Raw genomic sequence first — 25,635 nt, forward strand, 5'->3', positions numbered from 1 at the left:
CTTGGTCACACTTCAGCCCAGCTTGCATTGCTCGGTGACAAGGTTCGAACGCCGACTTCGGCACCCATGTATGCGGCGCATCAGTGGATTGCTCGCCGTTTCAAGCCACGACCCAAACGGAAAGCAGAAAGCAGAGGCTCATGCCCACAATCGCTTTGGTCGACGACGACCGCAACATTCTCACATCCGTCTCGATCGCGCTGGAAGCCGAAGGCTACCGCATCATGACCTACACCGACGGCGCCTCCGCGCTGGACGGTTTCCGCACCACCCAGCCTGATCTGGCCATCCTCGACATCAAGATGCCGCGCATGGACGGCATGGAGACGCTGCGCCGCCTCAGGCAGAAATCCGACCTGCCGGTGATCTTCCTGACCTCGAAGGACGAGGAGATCGACGAGCTGTTCGGCCTCAAGATGGGCGCCGACGACTTCATCCGCAAACCGTTCTCGCAGCGCCTTCTGGTCGAGCGCGTCAAGGCGGTGCTGCGCCGCTCGGCGCCGAAGGACCCGACCGTCGCGCCGAAGGAGAACGACGCCAAGGCGCTCGATCGCGGCCTTTTGCGCATGGACCCCGAACGGCATACCTGCACCTGGAAGAACGAGCCGGTGACGCTGACCGTCACCGAATTCCTGATCCTGCAGGCGCTGGCGACCCGGCCCGGCGTGGTGAAGAGCCGCAACGCGCTGATGGACGCCGCCTATGACGATCAGGTCTATGTCGACGACCGCACCATCGACAGCCACATCAAGCGGCTGCGCAAGAAGTTCAAGGTGGTCGACAACGAGTTCGAGATGATCGAGACGCTGTACGGCGTCGGCTATCGTTTCAAGGAAGCCTGAGGCGGCAGGCAGCTTCACGAACGGACTACGAGCATCGCCGGTTCTGATTGCATCGGGACCGGGATCGCTCCAAAGCGCGATGAGATCATCGTGCTCCGGTTTGTTTCTCGAGCATGATCCTTTCGGAAAACCGCTGCACACTTTTCCGGATCATGCTCTAGAATGTGGGGACCTTCTCAACGCCGTCTGAACACGGGCGTAAGCATTGCTGGACCGAACGCAGCCTGATCCCAACCAGAGCGCCGGCGGCGTCGCATCCGACGGCGTTCAGGAGCCATTTGCCGAAGCCAAGCCGCAGGGCTTCCGACCGCTGAACTGGCTGAAGCGCGCCGGGCAGTTCTTCTTCGCGCTGTCCTTTTCCAGCCTCACCCGCCGCATCGTCTCGCTCAACCTCGCCGGCCTCGTCGCGCTGGTCGCCAGCATCCTCTACCTGTCGCAATTCCGCGCCGGCCTGATCGACGCGCGGGCGCAGAGCCTGCTGGTGCAGGCCGAGATCATCGCCGGCGCGATCGCGGCCTCCGCCACGGTGCAGACCAACGCCATCACCATCGATCCCGACCGGCTGCTCGACCTCAAGCCGGGCGAGACCTATGGCGGCTCGGACGAATATTCGCCGCTGGATTTCCCGATCAATCCGGAGCGGGTGGCGCCGGTGCTGCGCACGCTGATCTCGCCGACCAAGACGCGCGCCCGCATCTACGATCCGAACGGCAGCCTGCTGGTGGACAGCCGCAACCTCGAAAACGTGCTGCGCTACAACCTGCCGCCGCCGGCCGAGAAGCCCGGCATCGTCGAGCGCGGCATGGTCGCGGTCCGCACCTGGCTGAACCGCGGCGACCTGCCGCTCTATCGCGAGCTCGGGCCCGAGAACGGCAACGGCTATGCGGAGGTGGGCGATGCGCTCCAGGGCCAGAAGCGCTCGATGGTGCGGGTCAATGCCCGCGGCGAGGTGATCGTCTCGGTCGCGGTCCCCGTGCTGCGCTCGCGCGCGATTCACGGCGCCTTGATGCTGTCGACCCAAGGCGACGACATCGACCAGATGGTCACCGCCGAGCGCCTCGCCATCCTCAAGGTCGGCGGCGTCGCGGCCGCCGTCATGATCATGCTGTCGCTGCTGCTCGCGAGCACGATCGCAGGTCCGGTGCGCCGGCTCGCCGACAGTGCCGAGCGCGTGCGCCGCCGCATCAAGGCCCGCATCGAGATTCCGGATTTCACCCGCCGCCGCGACGAGATCGGCCATCTCTCGGGCGCATTGCGCGACATGACGAGCGCGCTCTACAGCCGCATCGAGGCGATCGAGATGTTCGCCGCCGACGTCGCCCACGAATTGAAGAACCCGCTGACCTCGCTGCGCTCGGCGGTCGAGACGCTGCCGCTGGCGCGCAACGAGACCAGCCGCGCGCGCCTGCTCGAGGTGATCGAGCACGACGTCAAGCGGCTCGACCGACTGATCTCCGACATCTCCGACGCCAGCCGCCTCGATGCCGAATTGCAGCGCCAGGATGCGATCCCGGTCGATTTGCGCCGCCTGCTGACGACGCTGGTGTCCGTCGCCAATGAAACCAAGCTCGGCCATGACGTCGCGGTCGAGACGCGCTTCGAGGGCCGCAGCCCGAGCGACACCTTCGCCGTCAGCGGCCACGATTCGCGGCTCGGACAGGTGGTCTCCAACTTGCTCTCCAACGCCCAATCGTTCTCGGAAGCCGGCAACAAGGTGCGCCTCACCTGCCGCCGCGTGCGCTCCGAGATCGAGATCGTGGTCGACGACGACGGCCCCGGCATTCGCGACGACGCGCTGGAGCGCATCTTCGAGCGCTTCTACACCGACCGTCCGCATCAGGGTTTCGGCCAGAACTCCGGCCTCGGCCTGTCGATCTCCAAGCAGATCGTCGACGCCCATGGCGGACGCATCTGGGCCGAGAACCGTGCCGGCCCGCTGGATGACGAGGGCGTCCCGACGGTCGCAGGTGCGCGCTTCGTGGTCAGGCTGCCGGCGCTATGAGCCAGGGCCGATTGAACGACGGCGGCTTGAACGAGGCCGGGCCCAGCGTTCACGCCTCCGCGGTCAAGGTCGGGCCCCTGGCGGTGCTGATCCGCGGGCCCTCGGGCTCGGGCAAGTCGCGCCTTGCCTTCGATTTGATCATGGCGGGACGCGCGGGCGTGGTCGATAGGGCCGTTCTGGTCGGGGATGACCGTGTCCATCTGGCGACAGTCGGCGATGAAATTGAGGTCCGCCCGGCGCCGCGCCTCAAGGGCCTGATCGAGATCCGGGGCCTCGGAATCCGCTGCTGCGACTTCGTGGAGCATGCGACCGTCGGTCTCGTGGTCGATCTGGACGCGGCGGACGCGGAGCGCCTGCCGCCGCCCGAAGCCCTGAAAACCAGCATTTCTGGTGTCGAAATACCGCGAATCCCGGTGGGCCGCGACCATTCACCCCTCCCCTTGGTTGTCGCGGCCTTGACCACTACCAAGAGTTCATCTTCCGTTAACCCTTCGGGCGATTGTTTGAAGGGAAATGGTAACCATATGAACCCCACTATCGCGACCGAATAGACCGGCGCAGCTCCCCTCATCCATCCGTCTAGATTCAGGGAGATACGCAACATCCCCTCTTGCGCGGGGGCTCTGGATGGTCAAAGTGGCGCGTTCGTGCGGTGCACCAAAAGCGCCCGCGAGGAGTTTTCCGATGATTGGTCTAGTACTTGTGACCCACGGGCGCCTTGCCGACGAATTCAAGGCAGCGCTTGAGCATGTCATGGGCCCACAAAAACAAATCGAAGCGATCACGATCGGCGCCGAAGACGATTCCGATCTCTGCCGAAGCGACATCATCGAGGCGGTTAACCGCGTCGATTCCGGCGACGGTGTTGCGATCCTCACCGACATGTTCGGCGGCACGCCGTCGAACCTTGCAATATCCTGCATGAGCCGGCCCAAGGTCGAAGTGCTCGCAGGCATCAACCTGCCCATGCTGGTGAAGCTCGCCAAGGTGCGCGAGGAGCGCACGCTGCCCGACGCGATCGCGATGGCTCAGGAAGCCGGCCGCAAATACGTCACCATCGCCAGCCGCGTACTCGCCGGCAAATGACCGGCGAGGCGTCACAAGCGGGGGCAGGCGTGCCCGCGGGCGCGATCTCCAGGGATCTCCTGATCATCAACAAGCGCGGCCTGCACGCCCGCGCCTCGGCAAAATTCGTCCAGGCGGTCGAACGCTTCAACGCGCAAGTGTGGGTGACGCGCGGCGGCGAGACCGTCGGCGGCACGTCGATCATGGGTCTGATGATGCTCGCCGCGGGACCCGGCACCACCATCACGGTCGCCGCCGCCGGCGCGGAGGCCGAAGCCGCGCTCGCGGCGATCACCGAGCTCGTTGAAAGCAAGTTCAACGAGGAAGGGATTTAGCTCTCCCTAACGCACGCAGTGCCGTAGGGTGGGCAAAACGAAGCGTGCCCACGCATCTTTTCGCGACCGAGAGAGATCGTGGGCACGGCGCAAGTGCGCCTTTGCCCACCCTACGACAGCTCGACTATTTCCCCGGCGGTACGATGTAGACATTCCAGCTCATCGACGGGCCGGGCTTGCCGTGGGTGAAGCGGCGCGTGGTCATCACGATGCGCTCGGCGTTCGGCGCGGTCTCGGAGATCCATTTCTCGAACTTGGGCAGGCGTTCGTCGCTGGCATCGACCACGCCGATGAAGCCGTATCGCTTGACGTCGTCGAGCGAGGTCAGCCCGGAGGCCCAGGCTTCGTTCGGCGTGAACGGGCTGGGGTGATCGGCACTGTAGAACACCATCGGCTGGATCGTCTCCATCGTGCCCGCAACGACGGCCCAGCGCGAGGCGAAGCGCGCGTGCCAGGCCTGGGTCAGTTCGCGCGCAAGCTCGGAGCGCGCGCCATAGGTCGCGGTGTTGCCGGCATTGGCCGTCATCTCGCGCGCGGCAATCCAGGGCGAGGCAATCAGCGTCGCGACGCTGAGCACGAGCCAGATCGCGGCGATGTTGAACAGGCTCGCGCTCTGCACGCGCAAGGTGGGGATCGCGACCAGCGCCAGCGGCACCAGGAAGAACAGCGAGATGCCCCAATCGGTCTTCATGTAGATGCTGAAGACCAGCGCACCGAGCGGCGGGCCGAACGCGACGATGATCTGGATGATCCAGACGTTCAGCGCCTGCGAGACATTGACGCCCGAATTGGCGCCGCGCCGCCACGCCCGCGTGACGATGCGCGCGGGCGCGCGCACCAGCAGCGTCAGCCACGGCGGCACCAGCGCCATCGCCAGCCCGGCGAGCGCCACCGGCAAGGCCAGCAAGCCGAAATTATGCAGGAGGTAGCCGGCGACGAGCTGATGCACCTGGCTCTTGTCCTGGAGGCTGTAGGTGTCGCCGGCATAGGTCAGCGGCACGAAATGCGCCTCGGCCAGCCACACGATGTGCGGGATCATCGCCAGCGCCATCGTCGCGATCGCCACCCATGGCGCCGGCGAGAGCAGGAATCTCATCCGCTCCGGATGGATCAGCGCGACAAGCCCGATGGCGCCGATCATGGTCAGCACCCAATATTTGGTCATCAGCGCCAGCGCGCCGGCGAGCCCGAGCAGGACGCCGGATTGCCAGCTCCGCTTTTCGAACGCGTTGAGATAAGCGAGCACCAGCAGCGGCAGCGTGACGAGCTGCAGCAGATCCGGGTTGTACTTGAAGCCCTTGAAATTGAAGATCGGGTAGAGCGCCACCATCACCACGACCAGGAAGGCGCGGCGCGCGTCCACCACGCGCAAGGCCACCAGCCAGCAGATCACCATGCCGACGCCGACGGTCGCCATCGCCAGCGCATAGGTCGCCCAGTCCGCCGCCGGGAACGCGCTGAACCAGAGACCGGCCACCCAGCCCGACAGCGGCGGGTGCTTGCCGTAGCCCCACAGGAATTTCTGGCCCCAGCCATAGGCTTCCGCGACGTCCATGTGAACGTCCTGCGCCGCCTTCAGATTGATCAGGATGAAGGTCCAGAGCACCGCGTGCAGGATCGCGAGCTGGATCACCAGCCACAATCTCGCCTCGGGACGGACCGCGCAGGCAACCAGCCAGGCCCGGACGCGGGTCAAGCTCAGGCGGGTCTTCGCGCGTGCCCTGGTGGTGGGAAGGGACGTGATCGACATGGGCCGTTGCTAGCGCGTTTTGGGCGATCGTGGAATCAGCTTGGCGTGAACAAAGGCCCTGAAATTACAGCAATATGGTTGCCGCAGGGGGATGTGAGTGGTATCCCGCGCCCATGACGACCGTCCCCATTTCCAACATCCGCAATTTCTCCATCGTCGCCCATATCGACCATGGCAAATCGACGCTGGCCGACCGCCTGATCCAGATGACCGGCGGGCTCTCCGACCGCGAAATGGCGGGCAAGGAGCAGGTGCTCGATTCCATGGACATCGAGCGCGAGCGCGGCATCACCATCAAGGCGCAGACGGTGCGCCTGTCGTACCGCGCCAAGGACGGCAAGGATTACATCTTCAACCTGATGGACACGCCCGGCCACGTCGACTTCGCCTACGAAGTCTCGCGGTCGCTGGCGGCGTGCGAAGGTTCCCTGCTGGTGGTCGACGCCAGCCAGGGCGTCGAGGCGCAGACGCTTGCCAACGTCTACCAGGCGCTCGACAACAATCACGAGATCGTTCCGGTCCTGAACAAGGTCGACCTGCCCGCCGCCGAGCCCGAGAAGGTCAAGCAGCAGATCGAGGACGTCATCGGCATCGACGCCTCCGACGCGGTGATGATCTCGGCCAAGACCGGCCTCGGCGTCCCCGACGTGCTGGAGGCCATCGTCACCCGTCTGCCGCCGCCGAAGGGCGACCGCGACGCGACGCTGAAGGCGCTGCTGGTCGACAGCTGGTACGACGTCTATCTCGGCGTCGTCGTTCTGATCCGCGTCGTCGACGGCGTCATGAAGAAGGGCCAGCGCGTGCGCATGATGGGCACGGGCGCGGCCTACGACGTCGAGCGCGTCGGCTTCTTCACGCCGAAGATGCAGCAGGTCGACGAGCTCGGCCCCGGCGAGATCGGCTTCATCACCGCCGCGATCAAGGAAGTCGCTGACACCCGCGTCGGCGACACCATCACCGACGACAGGAAGCCTGTCACGGAAATGCTGCCGGGCTTCAAGCCGGCGATCCCCGTGGTGTTCTGCGGCCTGTTCCCGGTCGATGCCGACGACTTCGAGACGCTGCGTGCCGCGATGGGCAAGCTGCGGCTCAACGATGCCAGCTTCTCCTTCGAGATGGAGACTTCGGCCGCACTCGGCTTCGGTTTCCGCTGCGGCTTCCTCGGGCTGCTGCACCTCGAGATCATCCAGGAGCGGCTGTCGCGCGAGTTCGATCTCAATCTGATCGCGACCGCGCCGAGCGTCATCTACAAGATGAAGCTGACCGACGGCAGCGAGCTCGAGATCCACAATCCCGTCGACATGCCCGACGTGGTCAAGATCGCGGAGATCCAGGAGCCCTGGATCGAGGCGACGATCATGACGCCCGACGAATATCTCGGCAGCGTGCTGAAGCTGTGCCAGGACCGCCGCGGTTCGCAGAAGGAGCTGACTTACGTCGGCTCCCGCGCCATGGTGAAATACGATCTGCCGCTCAACGAAGTGGTGTTCGACTTCTACGACCGCCTGAAGTCGGTCTCCAAGGGCTACGCCTCGTTCGACTATCATCTCACCGACTACAAGCCGGCCGACCTCGTCAAGATGCAGATCCTGGTCAATGCCGAGCCGGTCGACGCGCTCTCGATGCTGGTCCACCGCACCCGCGCCGAAGGCCGCGGCCGCGCCATGGTCGAGAAGATGAAGGAGCTGATCCCGCCGCACATGTTCCAGATCCCGATCCAGGCAGCGATCGGCGGCAAGGTGATCGCCCGCGAGACGGTGCGCGCGCTGCGCAAGGACGTCACCGCGAAATGCTACGGCGGCGACATCACGCGTAAGCGAAAACTTCTGGAGAAGCAGAAGGAAGGCAAGAAGAAGATGCGGCAGTTCGGCAAGGTCGACATCCCGCAGGAAGCCTTCATCGCCGCGCTGAAGGTGGATAGCTGAGGCGAGGCTCGGCACGGTCGGCCCCCCTCTTCGGGGTCAGCCAACAAAAATTGCGAAAACAACCCCATGCACAGTAGCCGCCCCCTTGGCGGCATTGCGCTTTTTCGATTTCACGAATCCGTTTGCTCCGTCGGGCAAAACAGGGGAATGGCGGCAGCATCGCAGGGTGTGTGATGCGGGCGTTCCCGTCCGCTGCCTGATCGATCACACCTTCTTCGCCTCGACGTACCGTGCGAAATTGTCGAGGATCGCCTGCCAGCCGCCACGCTGCTGCTCCTCCGAGTGCGTCGTTTCGCCATCGAAGACGACACGGACGACAACGCCCTTCGGGCCCGGCACGAACTCGACCTCGGCCTTCCGATCGCCGAACGCATATTCGATCCGCTTGTGCTCGACGATCCTGGTGTAAGTGCCGGCGAAGTCGAAGCCCATGCTGCCGTCCTTGGCCTCCATCCGGGACGAGAAGGCGCCGCCTTCCCGCAGGTCAACCGTCGCCGTGGTCGTGTGCCAGTCGTCGGACGCCGCATTCCACTTCACGATGTCGGCGGGCGTCGTATAGGCCTGCCAGACCTGATCGATCGGGGCAGCTACGCTGGTTTCGACGGTGATCCTCATGGGCATTGCTCCAGTGCGACTTTGACGGCTCGAGTTGACGGAATCTCGTCACATGTGCCGGGTCCATTCCAGCACGTCCGCGACGTGTCGACCCAAGGACGATCGAGACCGGCCCATGCCGACATGGTCCGGCGTCAATGTGCCAAGAAAGTTGGAGAAGTCGTGGTGTGGGCAAACGCCCTACCATCCTGGTTCAGATCGGTCTTGTCTTCGCTCGGATGGCTATCGACCGTTTCAGGACCTGCTGGGCATCGGCATAGCGGCCTTGATACTTGTAGAAACCGGCGAGGTTTTCCAGAACGCCGGCGAGATCCGGATGGTTGGGGCCGAGGGTTTTCTCGAAAGTGGCCACCGACCGCTTGTACAGGCGCTCGGCCTCCGCGTTACGGCCCTGACGCCCGTAGAGCGCAGCCAGATTGTTCTGTGCCTGCGCGATGTCGGGATGATCCGGGCCGAACGCCTTCTCGGTCACCGCCATCGACCGCTTCAGCAGGCGCTCGGCATCGGCATAGCGATGGCGATTGATATAGGCGTCGGCCAGATTGTTCATCATCACCGTGGCCTCGGGATCGTCGGGGCCGAGCGCCTTCTGCAGCACGGCGAGGCCTCGCTTGAACAGCGGTATAGCCTGATCGTACCGGCCCTGATTGCTGTAGACCGCGCCGAGGTTGCTCAACGCCAGCACGATCGACGCATCATTGGGGCCGACCGTCTTCTCGCTGATGGCGATCGAGCGCTTGAGCAGCGGCTCCGCTTCCGCGTAACGCTCTTCCGCCCGATAGAGATCGCCGAGATTGTTCAGCACCATTGCGACTTCGGCATGGTTCGGACCGAGCGTCTTCTCCCGGATCGCCAGCGCGCGCTTGTACAGCGGTTCGGCAACGGCGTATTGGCCGAGATTGTAGTGGATCGTGCCGAGGTCGTTCAGCGGCATCGCGACATGCGCATCATCAGGGCCGAACTCCTTCTCGCGGAGAGCCAGCGACTTTTGGGCCAGAGGCAGCGCTTCCATGTACTTCCCGGCCCGATAAAGCTGCTTCATCTGCCGGGTCAGCGTACCCGCCTCGTCCTCCTCGGCATGGGATGGCGCGCCGAAGGACAGGCTCAAGGCGAGCGCCGTGACTGCAACACAGATGGATGCTTTCAGAGCCTTCATCGCGCCTTCCCTCGTCGCTGACATCAGGGACCTACGCGCCGTTGGTGCTCCCGGAAGCCGGACAGGTTCAATGCAGCCGCGGCTTTCCGACGCGACGGACCGCGCCGGGCGCGGCTGTATGCCATTGGCAGGCATCAGCAATTCATCAGTGCCCGAGCTGCTGAAGCACGGCAGACCACAGCGCCAGCGGCTCCCTGAGGCCACCGGGCTCGGTTGGCTTCTTGCGAACGGCGGTGTGCACCATGACGAGCTTGGAGGCGGGATCGACCAGGATGATTTGGCCGCGGATGCCGAGCAGGGCGAATCTGCGCGGCTCGCCGGGGAGGAGCCAGACCTGATAGCCGTAACCGAGAAAGGGCGTGGCAACGCGCGGCGCGAGATGACCATCCTCTGGCCTGACCGTCGTGGCATCGAGCAGCCATTGCCGGGGGATCAGCTGCCGCCCCTCCCAGGCGCCGTCATGCGCGAGCAATCGGGCCAGGCGCGCATAGTCGCGCAAGGTGGCGTTGAAGCAGCAATAGGCGACCTCCTGCCCGCTGCCGTCGATCGCCCACGAGGCATCGGCTTCGGTGCCGATGGGATCCCAGATCCGGTCGTGGAGATAGTCGGCAACCGGCGCGCCCGTGGCGGCGCGCAGGACCAGGCCGAGGATTTCCGTTTCAACGCTGGCATAGTGCCATCTGGTCCCCGGCGGTGCGGTTCGGGTATTGAATTGCGCGACGATTGCGGCGGGGTCCTTCGGCTCGTCGACGAACAGGGCCCGCCCGAGCCGGGCGATGTCGTCCTTGCCGTCATAGACTTCGGAGAACGCGACGCCTGAAGACATGTTCAGCAGGGCACGGATGGATGTGTTTCCATATTCCGTTCCCGCAAGGCCGGGAACGTAGGTCGAGGCGAGGTCGTCGATCGACTTGATGCGCCCCTCCGAGACCGCGATCCCGACCAGCATGGCCACCAGCGTCTTGGCCATGGATTGCGAGACAAAGCGGTGGCGGTCGGTCCGTGCATATTGATAGTGCTCGAACAGGATGGTGTCGTCGCGGGCGATCAGGAGTCCCGTCACCGGGTTGCGCTTGAGGTAGTCCGCGATGCTTAGCCGCTGGTTATCGAAGCTATAGGCAATCGGCGGCTCCGGCGCGCGCTTGAATGACCAAGGCAGCGTTGCGCGGCGAACCGGGCGCGAGCGATAGAGCTCGTCGTAATGGCTGTAGGCCCCGACCAGCTTGTCAAGCTGGGGGGCACCCCCGCGTGTGCCGACCGGATAGCCCTCGGCCGCGCCGTAGAGCTCGGCATCCGGGCCGCTATCCGAAAACACCGGCCCCGGCTCGCGGGCGGAGCTGCGGCCGTCGTCTGCGCAGGCTGGAGATGCCGCGACCGCGGCGGCGAGCATGACTGACAAGACAAGCCCGCGGCAATTGCGCGGCCTGCAGAGCGCTTCCCATGTCATTGGACTTGCCTCCTCACGCGTTCTTGCGGATGCGTTAGTGAGAACAACAAAGCAGGCCGATGGCGAGCGGCACGCTATCATGACAGGCAGGCGGTGTCAGCCATGTGCCCGGCGCGCCTTGCTCTCCGGAAGCGGATGGGCCACCATCCCTCCCGCGCATCACGAACAAAACCAACAGCGCCGAGGAAACGCATGAGCAAGCCGTCACGCTACGACTATGGCTGGGTCGTGGTCGCCGCAGGCGCGCTGATGACATGTGTCGGGTTCGGCACGATGCTGTCGCTGGCGGTGTTCCTGCAGCCGATCTCGGACGCCATGGGCTGGTCGCGCGCCGGCGTGTCCGCGGCGGCGACGCTGGATTTCCTCTTCATGGGATTTGCCGCGTTCCTGTGGGGCGCGCTGTCGGACCGGTTCGGCACCCGCATCGTGGTGCTCGCGGGAAGCCTGCTGCTGGGGCTCGGCCTCGTCACCGCGAGCCAGGCGACGAGCCTGTGGCAGTTCCAGCTCTGCTTCGGCGTGCTGATCGGCATTGCCGCCGGCAGCTTTTATGCGCCGATGATGGCACTGGCGAGCGCCTGGATCGAGAAGAACAGAAGTCTGGCCGTGGCGCTGGTTTCGGCCGGCATGGGCGTGTCGCCGGTGACGATCGCGCCGGCCGCGAGCTGGCTCATCACGGCCTACGACTGGCGCACCGCCATGCTGGTGATCGGCTGTGCAGCCTGGGCGCTGCTGATCCCCGCCTGCTTCCTGGTGCGTCCGGCGCCCGCGGCAGCGGCCGACACGCGTGCAGACACGGCGCCGGAGGTCGAGCTGACCGCAGCGCAGGCGTTGCGCACGCCGCAATTCATTGCGCTCGCGGCGGCGCATTTCGCCTGCTGCGCGGCGCATTCCGGCCCGATCTTCCACATGGTGTCCTATGCGATGGTCTGCGGCATCGCTCCGCTCACGGCGGTGACGGTCTACAGCGTCGCCGGCGTCTCGGGCCTCGGCGGCCGCCTGCTGCTGGGCGCGCTGGCCGATCGCCTCGGTGCAAAGCCGGTGCTGGTCGGCGGGCTCCTGGTGCAGGCGATCTGCATCGCGACCTATCTCGCGGTGGCGCAGCTCGGCGAATTCTACGCGCTGTCGGTCGTGTTCGGCCTCGCCTATGGCGGGGTGATGCCGCTCTATGCGGTGCTGGTGCGCGAGTTCTTCGGCGCCCGCATCATGGGGACGGTGTTCGGTGCGGTGTCGGCCTTCGCCAGCCTCGGCATGGCACTCGGACCCTGGGCCGGCGGGCTCGTGTTCGACAGCTTCCAGCGCTACACCTGGCTGCACGCCGGCTCGTTCGCGATCGGCCTCGCCGCCGTCGCGGTGGCGCTGAGCTTCCCGACCAGGCGTAGGCCATCGCTCGCCCTCGGCCGCGCCGCGGCCTGATTTCGACGAGCGAGGACATCGCCAGTTTGCCCTGGCGAGCGGACGTCAACTCGCTTTCGCTTGTGCTCCTCATCCCAGATCATGAAGCTCCTTGCCAAGCGGCGGCAGCAGCCGAAAATCGGAAAAGGCGACCGCTAATCCTGACCGCTCCGGCGTGCAAGCCATGGGGCCAACGAGATAGGAAGAACTCTCCGCGAATGGCGCGAGCCGCATGAGAGGCCACATCTTTCCATCGGTCGAGGCCTGCAAACGAAGAACACCATGCGCAACCGTGACACGCAATCGGAAGTCACTGGCGTCGTGCTCATAGTGGGCTGTTGCCCAGTCCGATTGCCCCGCAGTCAGCACGCTCGAAAGCATGGCGCGTCCGTCCGAAAACTCGATCCCCGCCTTGAGCCAGCGACGTTCGTCTATACGCACCATCAGGCCCGCTTGATCGTAGAGCGCCTTGAAATCAGCTCGGATGCGAAGTTCGGCCGTGAACGCATCTCCCGTCTCAAAACCGAGGAAATGTCCGCTATCGCGGATAAAGCCGTAATGTGTCTCGCGCCAAAAGTCAGTGGCCCGGTCCGTTATCAGTTCAAGGAGGTTTTCCTTTTCGGACCATGTTTTCGGCTCGTTCAACCAAGTGCCGTCAGACTTACCAAACATTCGTCGTGCTCCCTCTGAACCGGACGCCCCCTTGTCCAACAACCAAGCGCGCAGAGAAAGAATTTTGTACTCGGCACATGGGTGGGACACCTTCTCCTGGAGCACAACTCGGCTGGCCGACCTCAGGTCCGCCATTGACGAAGGCTTTGCGTCAGCAAGCCGGCGCTATGAGTCCGCCCCTTCGTCGGACTTCGAGTTTCGGCCTCGTGTTGCGACGTTGGAGAATGCGGCGCGTCCCTTTACATCGGCATCGCCAGGCGGCGACCACCGCTCACGCCACCAGCGCGGCGTCATCGCCGTCGATGCCGCGCTGTGCGGCGAGCAGGCTGACGATCTCGATATTTGGCCGGGCCTTGCTGAACAGGAACCCCTGGCCTTCGTGGCAGCCTTCCGCGCGCAGGCAGCTCAGCTCGGCTTCGGTCTCGACGCCTTCGGCGGTGATGGTGACGCCCAGGCCTTTGCCGAGACTGACGATGGAGCGGATGATGGCTTGCGCCTCGCGGTTGGCGCCGAGATCGCGAACGAAGGACTGATCGATCTTAATCTTATCGAAGGGAAAGCTGCGCAAGTAACTGAGGCTGGAATAGCCGGTGCCGAAATCGTCCATCGAGATGCGCACCCCCAGCGCGCGCAAGGCATGCAGCGTCGCCAGCACCTGCGCGCTCTTTTCCAGGAGCAGCGTCTCGGTGATCTCGAGCTCGAGCCGCCGCGGCGGCAGGCCGGAACCCTTGAGCGCCTCCGTGACCATCGAGAGCAGATTGCCGCTGCGGAACTGGAGCGGCGACAGATTGACGGCGACTCGGACGTCGTCCGGCCAGGCCGCGGCATCGAGGCAGGCCCGGCGCAGCATCAGCCCGCCGAGCGGATTGATCAGGCCGGTGTCCTCGGCGACCGGAATGAACTCGGCGGGCGAGACCATGCCGCGCTCGGCGTGCGGCCAGCGCACCAGCGCTTCGAAGCCGGTGATGCGGCCGCTCTGGAGGTCGATCAGCGGCTGATAATACGGACGCAGCACGTCGTTCTGGATCGCGTCGCGCAGCTCGACCTCGATCTTGCGGCGGCTCTGCGCTTTCGCATCCAAAGCGGCCTCGAAGAAGGCGAAGCTGCCGCGCGCGTCCTGCTTGGCGCGCGACAGCGCCATGTCGGCGCTCTTGAGCAGCTTCTCGGAATCGTCGCCATCGCCCGGCGCCATCGCGATGCCGATCGAGGCGCCGATCACCACGGAATGACCGTCGAGCAGATAAGGATCGGCGATGGCCTCGAGCAGGCGCTTTGCCAGCCCCACCGCGTCCTCGGGCCGCATCAAGCCGCTCTGCACGATCGCGAACTCGTCCGAGTTGAGCCGCGCCAGCGCGTCTTCCTCGCGCAAGGTCGAGCGCAGCCGCTTGGCGACGCCGCGCAGCAGCTTGTCGCCGACCGCGTGTCCGAGCGTGTCGTTGACTGCCTTGAAATTGTCGAGCCCCAGCATCAGCAGCGCGACCTTCTCGGGGCTGCGCCGCGTGTGCAGCAGCATCTCGTCGGTCTGCTGGCGCAGCAAGGCGCGGTTGGGCAGGCCGGTCAGCGCGTCGTGCTGGGCCATGAAGGCGAGCCGCGCCTCGGCGCGCTTGCGTTCGGTGATGTCCATCAGCGCCAGCAGCACCGCGGGCCGGTCGGCATAGGTCAATTCGCGGAAATAGATCGCAAGGTCGATCAGCGCGCCGTCGGCCTTGACGTGCTTCCAGGTGCGGCCGGCCTGCTCCTCGCTGGAACGGTCGGCAGTCCAGGGCGGCTCGCTGTCGAAGGCCTGCAAGGAGCGGATCTTCAGCCGCTCGAACTCGGCGCGGCTGTAACCGTAATGCGCGACCGCGGCATCGTTGACGCCGAGGATGCGCTCGTCGTCCAGCGCGCAGACGATCATCGGGACGGGATTGCCGTCGAACAGCAGGCGGAACGAGGCTTCGCGCTGCTTCAGCTCGGTGATGTCGACGCGCAGGCCGACCACGCCGCCGTCATCGGTCAAGCGCTCGTCGATCAGGATGACGCGGCCGTCCGACAGCATCTGCTCGTGGCGCGCGCCGGGCTGATAGAGTTTTTGCAGCCGCTCGGCGATCCACTCGTCCTCCTGGCCCACGGCCTCCGGGTAGTCGCCGCGGGCAACGCCGATGCGCAGCGTGTCTTCGAGGCGTGCGCCTTCCTCGAACAGATCGGCGGTCTTGCTGTAGATCTCGGCGTATTTCTTGTTCCAGAGGACGTAGCGGCCTTCGGCATCGAGGAACACGATGCCCTGCGGCAGGATGTCGATGGCCTGGCGCAGCCGCTCATGGGATTTGCGCGCGTCCGCGATCGCGGATTCCGCCTCGGCGCGACTGCGCAAGACCTCGTCGCGTTCGGACAGGGGTCGCGGCGCGCATGCGAAGCGCGGCTTACGCGGCGAGCGGCCGGCCCGGGCAGGCAAGCCTTGCCTTCGCTTTTTTGCTTTTCGAGACTTCAAACCCAACTTCACTCGTTCCCGTTGCGCCCGCCCGCGCAAGTCCTGAATGAAAAAGTCTTGGGGCAAGTGTCTGAAAAAAAAGTAATCTTGCCGGGCTGCGGTCCGCGCGAGGCGGACCTTGCTGCCTGTTTGCGCGGCGTAGCCATGGCGGCAGGCGCTGTCACATTGGGTCTGGAGCCGCAATCGAAGGTCGGCCTGATGCAAAATTGCGCGCGCGCTTGAATCAGTTCCGAAATCAGGCGCGATTGCATGCGAGCCGCGGATTTTCCTCGCGCCGCGCACGAATTTTGGTCAATGCAGGATACGGTTATTGCCGCCTTAAGAAACGCGGCCTGAGACGCGATTTAACCAGCAGCGCTGAGCCGGCGGCCGGCTCCAGCCTCATTCTTACCCCTGATGCAGCATTGGGCTATAAGGACATCTGCATGAGTCGCCGCGGCATCATCCTCCTCCTGCTCTGGTTCGTCCCCCTGGCCGCCGGCGGCGCGCTGGCCCAGGACAAGGGCAGCGTGAATCCGAAGCCGCTGCCGCCGCTCGCCAATCCGAACGACCCGGATCTGGCCGCCAAGGAGCTGTTCGCGCGCAAGCTGCTGCCGTCCAAGGGCCCGGCCCATGTCATCGGCTCCTACACCAAGGGCTGCATCGGCGGCGCGGAGCAGATGCCGCTCAACGGCGATCACTGGCAGGTGATGCGGCTGTCGCGCAACCGCAGCTATGGCCATCCCGAGATGATCGCGCTGATCAAGCGGCTCGCGGCCAAGGCGCACAAGGACGCGCGATGGCCGGGCATCCTGGTCGGCGACATCGCGCAGCCGCGCGGCGGGCCCGCGCTGTCGGGCCATGCCAGCCACCAGATCGGTCTCGACGCCGACATCTGGCTGACGCCGATGCCGGACCGCCGTCTCTCGCGCGAGGAGCGCGAAGACATGTCGGCGGTGATGATGGTGCGCCAGGACCGGCTCGACATCGATCCGAAAGTGTTCACGCCGGGCCATGTGCTGGTGCTGCGCGATGCGGCGCGGGAGCCGGCGGTGCAGCGCATCTTCGTCAACGCCGCGATCAAGAAGGCGCTGTGCCGCGAGGCCAAGGGCGACCGCGCGTGGCTGTCGAAGATCCGCCCCTGGTGGGGCCACGACTACCATTTCCACATCCGCATGCGCTGCCCGGCGGGTGCCGAGGATTGCGAGGGCCAGCCGTCGCAGGCCGAGGACGAAGGCTGCAAGCCCGCCGATCTCGCCTATTGGTTCTCCGACGCGGTGCTGCACCCCAAGCCGCCGCCGGAGCCGCCAAAGCCGAAGCCGCCGATGACGCTGGCGCAGATGCCCGCGGCCTGCAAGGCGGTGTTGAACGCAGGCGATGCGAAGCCGTAGGATACGCTGTCCCCTCGCCCACCGCTGTCGTCCCGGGGCGCGAAGCGAGCCCGGGATGACGCGCCCGGTTTGACCTTCCGACCTGGCCTGCTATCTTCGCTGCTGCGATATCCCACGCTGGCCGTAAGCCAAAGTGGAGCCGTGGAACGGCGCGTCCGCCCGTCGCATCTGACCCACCCAACGCCAGATTTGCGTGCGCCGCCTGCGCGCGCGAGCTCGCACGGAGCGCATGCATGTTTCGCCAGTCCGGACTTCTCACCGCCTTCGTGATCCTTGCCTTCGCGATCCTTGCCGCCGCCCCCCTCTCGCCGGCCGCAGCCGAGGACAGGACCATCACCGTGTTCGCCGCCGCGTCGATGAAGAACGCGCTCGACGAGGTCGATGCCGCCTACACCGCCAGGTCCGGCGTCAAGTTCTCGGTCAGCTATGCCGCGAGCTCGGTGCTCGCCCGGCAGATCGAGCAGGGCGCGCCGGCGGACGTGTTCGTCTCCGCCGACACCGACTGGATGGATTACGCGATCGCCAGGAAGACCATCAATGAGCCTTCCAGAGTCAACCTGCTCGGCAACAGCCTCGTGCTGATCACGCCGAAGGAGTCCAAGATCGACAGCGTCACGATCGCGCAAGGTTTCGACCTCGCCAAGCTCGCCGGCGACGGCCGGATCGCGACCGGCGACGTCAAGTCGGTGCCCGCAGGCAAATATGCCAAGGCGGCGCTCGAGAAGCTCGGCGCCTGGCAGGCAGCCGAAGCGAAATTCGCGATGGCCGAAAGCGTGCGCGCCGCGCTGACGCTGGTGGCGCGCGGCGAGGCCAATCTCGGCATCGTCTATGCCACCGACGCCAAGGTCGAGCCCGGCGTCAAGATCGTCGGCACCTTCCCGGCGGACTCGCATCCCGCGATCATCTATCCGGTCGCCGCGACCACGACCGCGAAGGCCGGGACCGGCGACTATCTCGCCTTCCTGCGCTCCTCGGTGGCCAAGTCCATCCTGGAAAAATACGGCTTCAAGTTCCTGGTCAGCCCGACAATCTGATATTCAGCACTTGATGTTCGAGATCTCTCCCGCCGAATGGACCGCGATCCTGCTCTCGCTCAGGGTCGCGATCATCGCCACGCTGGTCGCGACGCCGTTCGGCATCGCGCTGGCATGGCTGCTCGCGCGCAGGGATTTCTGGGGCAAGTCGGTGCTGGATGCCGTGGTGCATCTGCCGCTGGTGCTGCCGCCTGTCGTCACCGGCTATCTGCTGCTCCTCACGTTCGGCCGGCGCGGCCTCGTCGGCGGCTTCCTCGCCGACCATCTCGGGATCGTGTTCTCGTTCCGCTGGACCGGCGCGGCGCTCGCCTGCGGCGTGATGGCGTTTCCGCTGCTGGTGCGCCCGATGCGGCTGTCGATCGAGGCGATCGACCGCCGGCTGGAGCAGGCCGCCGAGACGCTCGGCGCCGCCCCCTGGAAAGTGTTCTTCACCGTGACGCTGCCGCTGGCGCTGCCCGGCGTGCTCGCCGGCATGGTGCTCGGCTTCGCCAAGGCGATCGGCGAATTCGGCGCGACCATCACCTTCGTCTCCAACATTCCCGGCGAGACCCAGACGATCTCCTCGGCGATCTATTCGCTGATCCAGACCCCGGACGGCGACGCCGCGGCTGGCCGGCTGGTGATCGTCTCGATCGCGCTGGCGCTGGGCGCGCTGATATCGGCCGAATGGTTCGCCCGCCGCGCCACCGCGCGGCTGCACGGGAATTGACCATGCTGCGCGTCGATGTCGAGAAGAAACTCGGCGAGTTCTCGCTTCAGGCGTCCTTCACCAGCGAAGGCCGCGTCATCGGCCTGTTCGGCGCGTCGGGCGCCGGCAAGACCTCGCTGGTCAACATGATCGCAGGCTTGTTGCGGCCCGACCGCGGCACCATCGTGATCGACGGCGAAACCGTCGACGACATCGCGGTCGGAATCCACGTGCCGACGTATCGCCGCCGCATCGGCTACGTGTTTCAGGACGCGCGGCTGTTCCCGCATCTCGACGTCGCGCAGAATCTCGACTACGGCCGCCGCATGAACGGCCTAGCGCCCGATCCCGCCCAGCACAGGCGCGTCATCGACCTGCTCGACATCGGCGCCCTGCTCGATCGTCGTCCCGGAAAACTCTCCGGCGGCGAGCGCCAGCGCGTCGCGCTCGGACGCGCGCTGCTGTCACGGCCACGCCTGCTGCTGCTCGACGAGCCGCTCGGCGCGCTCGACGAGGGCCGCAAGCTCGAGATCCTGCCCTACCTGGTGCGGCTGCGCGACGAGGCCAACGTGCCGATGGTCTATGTCAGCCACGACGCCGCCGAGCTGCGCCAGCTCGCGACGCAGATCGTGATGCTGAAGCAGGGCCGGGTGACGAGTGTCGGCGGGGTGAAGGTGCTGGCGTGAGGCGCACAGCGACCTTGTCCAAACGACGGCTTTCGTAGGGTGGGCAAAGGCGCATCGCGCCGTGCCCACCAACTGTCTCGATCGCAAAAGAAGCGTGGGCACGCTACCGCTTTGCCCACCCTACGGGGCGGGAGATTGACGAGGCGCTGCGTCCCCTACACCCCCGCCACCGAGGCCCACATATCCGAGAGCTTCTTCCGCAGCGCCTGCGCGCGGGTCAGCGGCGGGGGCGTCTCGTCTTCTTCCGGCAGGCGCAAGCCGACGACGCTGACGCGGCCGCCGGAGATGCTGCGAGCGACCAGCACGATCTCGTCGAGGGCGAGCTCGGCCCCCTCCTTCGGCGCGTGGTCGAGATGGACGTCGAAAAAATCGGCGAGGGTCAGCTTGCCCTCGTCCTCGCCGATCCGGACGCCGTAGATCTCGGCCAGCTCGGCCAGCGTGTGCTCGCCGGAGACCATGAAGTCGCCGAGCAGATGCGGATCCGGCGCCGAGCTCGGCTGCATGTCGACGAAGAAGCGGTCGAGCGATTCGGCCTTCTCCGGCGGGGCCAGCAGATAGATGTAGTCGCCGGGCGCGATCGGGTCAGCCTCCAGCGGCGTCAGGATGTTCTCGTTGCGGATCACCAGCGTCGGCTTGGACCAGGACGGGATCAGGCCGCGGCGGAAATACAGGCTCTTGGGCCGCACCGGATAGCCGACCAGCTGCTGCTCGAGCTGGCCGGGCAGATCCAGTTCGACACGCCGCGGACCGCGCTCGGCACGCGGCAGCGCCACGTGCAGCTTGCGCGCGGCCGGTGCAAGGGTCCAGCCCTGCAGCAAGAGCGAGATGATGACGACGACGAAGGCGACGTCGAAATAGAGATAGGCCTTGGACAGGCCGACCAGCATCGGGATCGAGGCCAGGAAGATCGCGACCGCGCCGCGCAGGCCGGTCCAGGCGATGAAGATCTTTTCGCGCCAGTTGAAGCGGAACGGCGCAAGGCACACGAACACCGCGATCGGCCGCGCCACCAGCATCAGCACGAACGCGACGGCGACGGCCGGCACGATGCTGGCCCCTAACCGGCTCGGCGACACCAGCAGGCCAAGCAGCACGAACATCACGATCTGCGCCAGCCAGGTCGCGGCATCGAGGAAGGCCACGACCTGGTTATGCGCGCGCGTCGGCCGGTTGCCGATGATGATGCCGGCGAGATAGACCGCGAGGAAGCCGGAAGCATGCATCATCTGCGCGCCGCCGAAGATCACCAGCGCGGCCGTGGTCACGAAGGGCGCATGCAGGCCCTGCGGCAGTGCCACTTGGTTGAGCGCGATGACGACGAGGCGTCCGCCGATGAAGCCGACGATGGCGCCCAGCACCGCCTCCCGCATGAACTCCATCAGCACGTGGCCGGGCGAGCTCGAGCCGACCGAGATGTACTCGACCAGCATCAAGGTGAGGAAGATCGCGAAGGGGTCGTTGGTGCCGGATTCCGCCTCCAGCGTCGCGCCGACGCGCGGGCGCAGGCGCAGGCCCTGGGTGTGCACCAGCAGGAACACCGCGGCGGCATCGGTCGAGGCCACCACGGCGCCGACCAGCAGCGATTCCGTCCAGTTGAGATCGAGCGCGAATCTGGCGAACGGCGCCGTGATCAGCGCGGTCAGCAGCACGCCGGCGGTCGCAAGCACCACGGACGGCGCGAGCACGGTGCGGATGCTGGCAAAGCGCGTCCTGAGGCCGCCATCGAACAGGATCAGGGCCAGCGCCACCGAGCCGACAAGATAGGTGGTGCGGACGTCGTCGAACTGGAGCTGGCCGGGACCGGAATCGCCGGCGAGCATGCCGACCGCAAGGAAGACCAGCAGCAGGGGCGCACCGAAGCGGAGCGCAAGCAGGCTCGACAGGATACCGGCCATGACGAGGACGGCGCCGAGCAATATGGCGAGGCTGACGGAGTCGAGGGAAGCCATGCGGTGCTGCGGGTTACTCCAGGTAATGAGCGAGTTCGGTCAGGGGGCCACCGGCCGGGCGCTCCCTCGCCCCGCTTGCGGGGAGAGGGTGGGGTGAGGGGGAGCCTCCGCGGAGACGGTGACAGTGAGACTCGCGGAGAGTCCCCCTCACCCGAAATTCAAGCTGCGCTCGAATTTCGGCCTCTCCCCGCACGCGGGGAGAGGCGAAGCGAGCCGCGACCAACGGATTTACCCAAACATATATCCATGCATCTCTATCGTCGCCGCCTGCGCACGCCAACCCATTTTCTCATCTCGCGGCAATCTGCCCGCATTTTACGGCCTTAACGTCCATCACATGCCGGTGTATCGATGGCCCGGCCGTGCCCTTTGTGGGATTCTGCGGCTCCCTCGAATCAAATCCTCCCCGCTTGCCGACGAGACCGATGGACATGGACCTCAAGGACTTCATGGAGTTCGTGCAGACCACCGCACGCAGCGTCGGGGCGGAAATCTCTTCACCCTGGTTCTACCTGCAATTCGGCCTCATTCTGGCCGCCGCCGGCATCGCCTATGCGGCGGAGGCCGCCATTCGCAGCCGGGTCGACCTGACCTCGCTGGCGCTGCGCTGGCCGCTGCCGCTCAGGCATTTCGTGCGAGTCATGGTCGCCAGCGCCTCGACGGCGGTATTCACGCTGCTCGTGATCGTCTCGCGCGTGGTGATGTATCACGCGACCTGGCCAAGCCGCTCCTATCTCCTGATGGTCGCGGCCAAGCTTGGTTTCGCCTGGCTCGCGATCCGGCTCCTGACCTCGGTGCTGCGCAATGCCTTCATCGTCAAGCTGGTGTCGATCACGGCGTGGTTCGTCGCAGCGCTCTCCATCCTCGGGCAGTTCGATGCGACCGTCGACCTGCTCGATGCCTACGCGATCGTGCTCGGCGGCCTCAGGCTGACCCCGCTGCTGGCGATCAAGGCCGGCGCGCTCCTCCTCGTCGCGCTCTGGGCCACCAACATCGCCAGCAATTTCGCCGAGAGCCGGATCAACGCGACCACCGACCTGACGCCGTCGGTGCAGGTGCTGCTGGTCAAGATCATCCGCATCGGGCTCCTGGCCGTCGCCATCGTCATCGCGCTCGGCGCAGTCGGCATCGACCTGTCCGCGCTCGCGGTGTTCTCCGGCGCGGTCGGCGTCGGCATCGGTATCGGCCTGCAGAAGATCGTCGCCAATTTCATCTCCGGCATCATCCTGCTCGCCGACAAGTCGGTGAAGCCCGGCGATCTCGTCACCATCGGCGACAATACCGGCCGCATCAGCGCGATGAAGACGCGCTATATTTCCGTCGCCGCCGGCGACGGCCGCGAGTTCCTGGTGCCGAACGAGGATCTGGTGACGCAGAAGGTCGTCAACTGGACCTATACCGACAAGAACACGCTGGTGAAGATCGCCTTCGGCACCAATTACGACGCCGACCCGCGGCTCGTCTGCAAGCTCGCCGCTGAGACCGCCGCCGCTCATCCCCGCGCGCAGAAGGGCAAGCCGCCGAACTGCATTCTGACCGAGTTCGCGGAGGCCGGGATGAAGTTCTCGCTCACCCTTTGGCTCGCGGACCCCGACGGCATGGACACCGTCAAGAGCGACGTGATGCTGGCGCTGTGGGACGCCTTCAAGCAGGAGGGCATCCGGGTTCCCTATCCGGTCCGCGAAATCCGCATCCGCGGCGGCGCCCTCCCCGTGGAAACCACCGTAGAAGTCCCGAATTAGGTCGCTTTCGCCGCCCGGTCGGCACCCTCCAGCTTGCATGAAGGCCCGCAATCATTAAATTGGGGCCTGAAATCAAGCCTTTCCGCCGATAATCGCGATCAGCCGGACCGCCCAAGGAAGACTGCACAAGCATGAGCTACGTCGAAGCCACCGATACCTCGCTGCGCAAGACCGGACAGATCAAGCTGCACGGGCCGGCCGCCTTTGCCGGCATGCGCAAGGCGGGCGCGCTGGTGGCGAAGTGCCTGGACGAGCTCACCGACATCGTCGGGCCCGGCGTGCCGACCGAGCGCATCGACCAGTTCGTCCGCGAGTTCGCCTTCAGCCATGGCGCCTATCCGGCGACGCTGATGTATCGCGGCTATCGCTATTCGACCTGCACCTCGCTCAACCACGTGGTCTGCCACGGCATGCCCGGCGACCGTCCGCTGAAGGAAGGCGACATCGTCAACATCGACGTCACCTTCATCGTCGACGGCTGGTACGGCGATTCCAGCCGGATGTACGCGGTCGGCCCGATCGCCCGCAAGGCGGAGCGGCTGATCGAGGTGACGTATGAGGCGATGATGCGCGGCATCGCCGCGGTGAAGCCCGGCGCCACCACCGGCGACATCGGTCACGCCATCCAGAGCTTCGTCGAGCCGCAGGGCATGAGCGTGGTGCGCGACTTCTGCGGCCATGGCCTCGGCCGCATGTTCCACGACGAGCCGAACATCATCCATATCGGCCGTCCGGGCGAGGGCGTGCAGCTGAAGCCCGGCATGTTCTTCACCATCGAGCCGATGATCAATCTCGGCAAGCCGCACGTGAAGATCCTTTCCGACGGCTGGACCGCGGTCACCCGCGACCGCTCTCTATCGGCACAGTTCGAGCACTCCGTCGGCGTCACCGCCACCGGCGTCGAGATCTTCACGCTGTCGGAGCGGCACGGCGAGAAGCAGATTGGGTGAACTTTCGGGCGTGCCCGCTGGGCACAAACCGAACTTCCGCCCCGCAATTGACGGTTGCAAAAACGCCAGGCCCCGGCGATGCTGGCGGCCGATGCCCGCCAAGTCCGACCACGACAAGAGCAAGCCCGAGGATGCGCCGCACTATCTCGGCCATCGCGAGCGGCTGCGCGAGCGCTTCTACAGCGCGGGCGCGGATGCGCTCAGCGACTACGAATTGCTGGAGATGGCGCTGTTTCCGGCGCTGCCGCGGCGCGATACCAAGCCGCTGGCGAAGGCGCTGATCAAGACGTTCGGCTCGTTCGCCGAGGTCGTGCATGCGCCGGTGGCGCGGCTGCGCGAGGTCGAGGGCATCGGCGAATCCGCGATCAACCAGCTCAAGTTGATTGCCGCCGCGGCGAGCCGCGTGACCAGGGGCGAGGTCAACAGCCGTAACGCGCTGTCGTCCTGGAACGAGGTGATCGACTATTGCCGCTCCAGCATGGCGTTCGCCGACAAGGAGCAGTTTCGCCTGCTCTTCCTCGACAAGCGCAATCAGCTGATCGCCGACGAGGTGCAGCAGACCGGCACGGTCGACCACACTCCGGTCTATCCCCGCGAGGTGATCAAGCGCGCGCTGGAATTATCGGCGACCGCGCTGATCCTGGTGCACAATCATCCTAGCGGCGATCCCTCGCCCTCGCAGGCCGACATCCAGATGACGAAGGCGATCATCGACATCGCCAAGCCGCTCGGCATCGCCGTGCACGACCACATCATTGTGGGCAAGGGCGGTCATGCCAGCCTGCGCGGGATGCGGTTGATCTAACCAGGTCAGAACACCTGATTCTTGGCGACCTTCAAATGCTCTTCAGCGGCCCTGAACCCGCTGAATGCCTTGAGCGTCAAGGCGGTCGGTTGCGGCTTCCATTCGGCAACGAGCTTCTCGGCCTTCTCCAGCTCGGGCTTGGACAACATCGACGCCATCTCTTTCACATTCCTGGCCGGCGCCACCTTCGACAGCTTGAAATACGCATACGATAGGGACAAATCTCTCGGCGTCCCCTTTCCGGCCGAATAGGCGCGAGACAGGCTGAAGAGGGCCTCGGGAAGCCCCTGATCGGCAGCCGTCTTCCACCATTTCAGCGCTTCTTCCGAATTGCCTTGTCGGTCATACATCAGGGCAACGTCGTGCTGAGCGCGCGCATAGCCGGCCCTGGCGGACACGAGCTTGTATTTCAGTGCTTGATCGGCATCGGTTGCAACAATGCCGGCACCTTGCCCGTCATAATAACAACCGAGCTTGTAGGCCCCCAGGGGGTCGTTGCCGGCGGCCGATTTCTGAAACCACTCGAATGCCTGGCTGCGGTCCTGCTGCGTGCCGATGCCATTGTTGTGCATCATGCCGACATGATATTGCGCCTCGGCATCTCCACGCTTGGCCAACAGGACCATCGCATCAAAGGTGCGCGTGTCATTCGCGCTGGCGGGCATCGCGAGCAGCAGAAGGCACGAAAAAGCCAGGGCAACGAATTTCATGTCAAAGCCCGATCGTGTTTGAGCCATTCC

22 protein-coding genes are annotated in these 25,635 nt (G+C 65.5%); 14 read left to right on the forward strand and 8 right to left on the reverse strand.

From position 1 onward, the window contains the following. Positions 1 to 140: 140 nt before the first annotated feature. The 5 genes from WI560_RS29850 to WI560_RS29870 all read left to right on the forward strand — a co-directional run bounded on the left by WI560_RS29850 (position 141) and on the right by WI560_RS29870 (position 4,244). Positions 141 to 842: a response regulator transcription factor gene (locus WI560_RS29850; RefSeq protein ID WP_008542552.1), complete on the forward strand. Its 702-nt coding sequence runs from the start codon at positions 141 to 143 to the stop codon at positions 840 to 842. A gap of 205 nt (positions 843 to 1,047) precedes the next feature. After that, positions 1,048 to 2,844: a stimulus-sensing domain-containing protein gene (locus tag WI560_RS29855; RefSeq protein WP_375306032.1), complete on the forward strand. Its 1,797-nt coding sequence runs from the start codon at positions 1,048 to 1,050 to the stop codon at positions 2,842 to 2,844. 26 nt (positions 2,845 to 2,870) lie between these two features. Then, positions 2,871 to 3,395: an HPr kinase/phosphorylase gene (locus WI560_RS29860; protein WP_375308939.1), complete on the forward strand. Its 525-nt coding sequence runs from the start codon at positions 2,871 to 2,873 to the stop codon at positions 3,393 to 3,395. 133 nt (positions 3,396 to 3,528) lie between these two features. Continuing rightward, the gene (locus WI560_RS29865; RefSeq protein WP_028134014.1) at positions 3,529 to 3,930 is read left to right on the forward strand and encodes a PTS sugar transporter subunit IIA; all 402 of its coding nucleotides are present in this window, start codon (positions 3,529 to 3,531) and stop codon (positions 3,928 to 3,930) included. Then, positions 3,927 to 4,244, forward strand: a complete 318-nt coding sequence (locus WI560_RS29870; protein ID WP_375306033.1) for an HPr family phosphocarrier protein — start codon at positions 3,927 to 3,929, stop codon at positions 4,242 to 4,244. The genes WI560_RS29865 and WI560_RS29870 overlap by 4 nt, the downstream gene beginning before the upstream one ends. Before the next feature lie 124 nt (positions 4,245 to 4,368). On the opposite strand, the gene WI560_RS29875 is transcribed toward WI560_RS29870, so the two are convergent. After that, the gene (locus WI560_RS29875; protein ID WP_375306034.1) at positions 4,369 to 5,994 is read right to left on the reverse strand and encodes a glycosyltransferase family 39 protein; all 1,626 of its coding nucleotides are present in this window, start codon (positions 5,992 to 5,994) and stop codon (positions 4,369 to 4,371) included. Positions 5,995 to 6,107: 113 nt separating this feature from the next. Here WI560_RS29875 and lepA point away from each other — a divergent pair, with 113 nt between their 5' ends. Next, the gene (gene lepA / locus WI560_RS29880) at positions 6,108 to 7,919 is read left to right on the forward strand and encodes a translation elongation factor 4 (protein ID WP_061022830.1); all 1,812 of its coding nucleotides are present in this window, start codon (positions 6,108 to 6,110) and stop codon (positions 7,917 to 7,919) included. 204 nt (positions 7,920 to 8,123) lie between these two features. Here the strand turns inward: lepA and WI560_RS29885 are convergent, their stop codons facing one another. From WI560_RS29885 to WI560_RS29895, 3 genes are all read right to left on the reverse strand, one after another. After that, a complete protein-coding gene (locus WI560_RS29885) occupies positions 8,124 to 8,534 on the reverse strand; it encodes an SRPBCC family protein (protein ID WP_375306035.1) in 411 nt (136 codons plus the stop codon). 193 nt (positions 8,535 to 8,727) lie between these two features. Next, entirely contained in the window at positions 8,728 to 9,690 is a 963-nt protein-coding gene (locus WI560_RS29890) for a tetratricopeptide repeat protein (RefSeq protein ID WP_375306036.1), read from the reverse strand. A gap of 145 nt (positions 9,691 to 9,835) precedes the next feature. Next, positions 9,836 to 11,080 carry a serine hydrolase domain-containing protein gene (locus WI560_RS29895; RefSeq protein WP_375308940.1) on the reverse strand — a complete coding sequence of 415 codons (1,245 nt, stop codon included), beginning with the start codon at positions 11,078 to 11,080 and terminating at the stop codon, positions 9,836 to 9,838. 249 nt (positions 11,081 to 11,329) lie between these two features. Between WI560_RS29895 and WI560_RS29900 the strand changes: the two genes are divergently transcribed. Next, entirely contained in the window at positions 11,330 to 12,550 is a 1,221-nt protein-coding gene (locus WI560_RS29900; RefSeq protein ID WP_375306037.1) for an MFS transporter, read from the forward strand. A 69-nt stretch (positions 12,551 to 12,619) separates the two neighbouring features. Here WI560_RS29900 and WI560_RS29905 read toward each other — a convergent pair whose 3' ends face one another. Together WI560_RS29905 and WI560_RS29910 are read right to left on the reverse strand one after the other, a co-directional pair. After that, a complete protein-coding gene (locus tag WI560_RS29905; RefSeq protein WP_375306038.1) occupies positions 12,620 to 13,201 on the reverse strand; it encodes a DUF1349 domain-containing protein in 582 nt (193 codons plus the stop codon). Between the two features lie 271 nt (positions 13,202 to 13,472). Continuing rightward, the gene (locus WI560_RS29910) at positions 13,473 to 15,635 is read right to left on the reverse strand and encodes an EAL domain-containing protein (RefSeq protein ID WP_375306039.1); all 2,163 of its coding nucleotides are present in this window, start codon (positions 15,633 to 15,635) and stop codon (positions 13,473 to 13,475) included. A 461-nt stretch (positions 15,636 to 16,096) separates the two neighbouring features. Here WI560_RS29910 and mepA point away from each other — a divergent pair, with 461 nt between their 5' ends. From mepA to modC, 4 genes are all read left to right on the forward strand, one after another. Further along, the gene (gene mepA / locus WI560_RS29915) at positions 16,097 to 17,041 is read left to right on the forward strand and encodes a penicillin-insensitive murein endopeptidase (protein ID WP_375306040.1); all 945 of its coding nucleotides are present in this window, start codon (positions 16,097 to 16,099) and stop codon (positions 17,039 to 17,041) included. A 233-nt stretch (positions 17,042 to 17,274) separates the two neighbouring features. Beyond that, positions 17,275 to 18,075 carry a molybdate ABC transporter substrate-binding protein gene (modA, locus tag WI560_RS29920; RefSeq protein WP_375306041.1) on the forward strand — a complete coding sequence of 267 codons (801 nt, stop codon included), beginning with the start codon at positions 17,275 to 17,277 and terminating at the stop codon, positions 18,073 to 18,075. Positions 18,076 to 18,088: 13 nt separating this feature from the next. Then, positions 18,089 to 18,784 (forward strand): molybdate ABC transporter permease subunit, encoded by a 696-nt coding sequence (modB, locus tag WI560_RS29925; RefSeq protein ID WP_375306042.1) that lies wholly within the window; start codon positions 18,089 to 18,091, stop codon positions 18,782 to 18,784. Between the two features lie 2 nt (positions 18,785 to 18,786). Then, entirely contained in the window at positions 18,787 to 19,449 is a 663-nt protein-coding gene (modC, locus tag WI560_RS29930) for a molybdenum ABC transporter ATP-binding protein (protein WP_375306043.1), read from the forward strand. 155 nt (positions 19,450 to 19,604) lie between these two features. On the opposite strand, the gene WI560_RS29935 is transcribed toward modC, so the two are convergent. Beyond that, positions 19,605 to 21,398 (reverse strand): potassium/proton antiporter, encoded by a 1,794-nt coding sequence (locus WI560_RS29935; RefSeq protein WP_375306044.1) that lies wholly within the window; start codon positions 21,396 to 21,398, stop codon positions 19,605 to 19,607. Between the two features lie 425 nt (positions 21,399 to 21,823). On the opposite strand from WI560_RS29935, the gene WI560_RS29940 reads away from it, so the two are divergent. The 3 genes from WI560_RS29940 (at position 21,824) to radC (ending at position 24,895) form a co-directional block, all read left to right on the forward strand. Beyond that, complete coding sequence (locus WI560_RS29940) at positions 21,824 to 23,140, forward strand: mechanosensitive ion channel family protein (RefSeq protein WP_375306045.1); 1,317 nt, start codon at positions 21,824 to 21,826, stop codon at positions 23,138 to 23,140. A gap of 131 nt (positions 23,141 to 23,271) precedes the next feature. Continuing rightward, positions 23,272 to 24,090, forward strand: a complete 819-nt coding sequence (map, locus tag WI560_RS29945) for a type I methionyl aminopeptidase (RefSeq protein ID WP_375306046.1) — start codon at positions 23,272 to 23,274, stop codon at positions 24,088 to 24,090. Positions 24,091 to 24,181: 91 nt separating this feature from the next. After that, positions 24,182 to 24,895 carry a DNA repair protein RadC gene (gene radC / locus WI560_RS29950; RefSeq protein ID WP_375306047.1) on the forward strand — a complete coding sequence of 238 codons (714 nt, stop codon included), beginning with the start codon at positions 24,182 to 24,184 and terminating at the stop codon, positions 24,893 to 24,895. 5 nt (positions 24,896 to 24,900) lie between these two features. On the opposite strand, the gene WI560_RS29955 is transcribed toward radC, so the two are convergent. After that, positions 24,901 to 25,605 (reverse strand): tetratricopeptide repeat protein, encoded by a 705-nt coding sequence (locus WI560_RS29955; RefSeq protein ID WP_375306048.1) that lies wholly within the window; start codon positions 25,603 to 25,605, stop codon positions 24,901 to 24,903. Between the last annotated feature and the right edge of the window lie 30 nt (positions 25,606 to 25,635).

Origin of the sequence: Bradyrhizobium sp. A11 (assembly GCF_042077125.1) — a bacterium.
In the GTDB taxonomy this organism is placed as follows: Bacteria; Pseudomonadota; Alphaproteobacteria; order Rhizobiales; family Xanthobacteraceae; genus Bradyrhizobium; species Bradyrhizobium japonicum_B.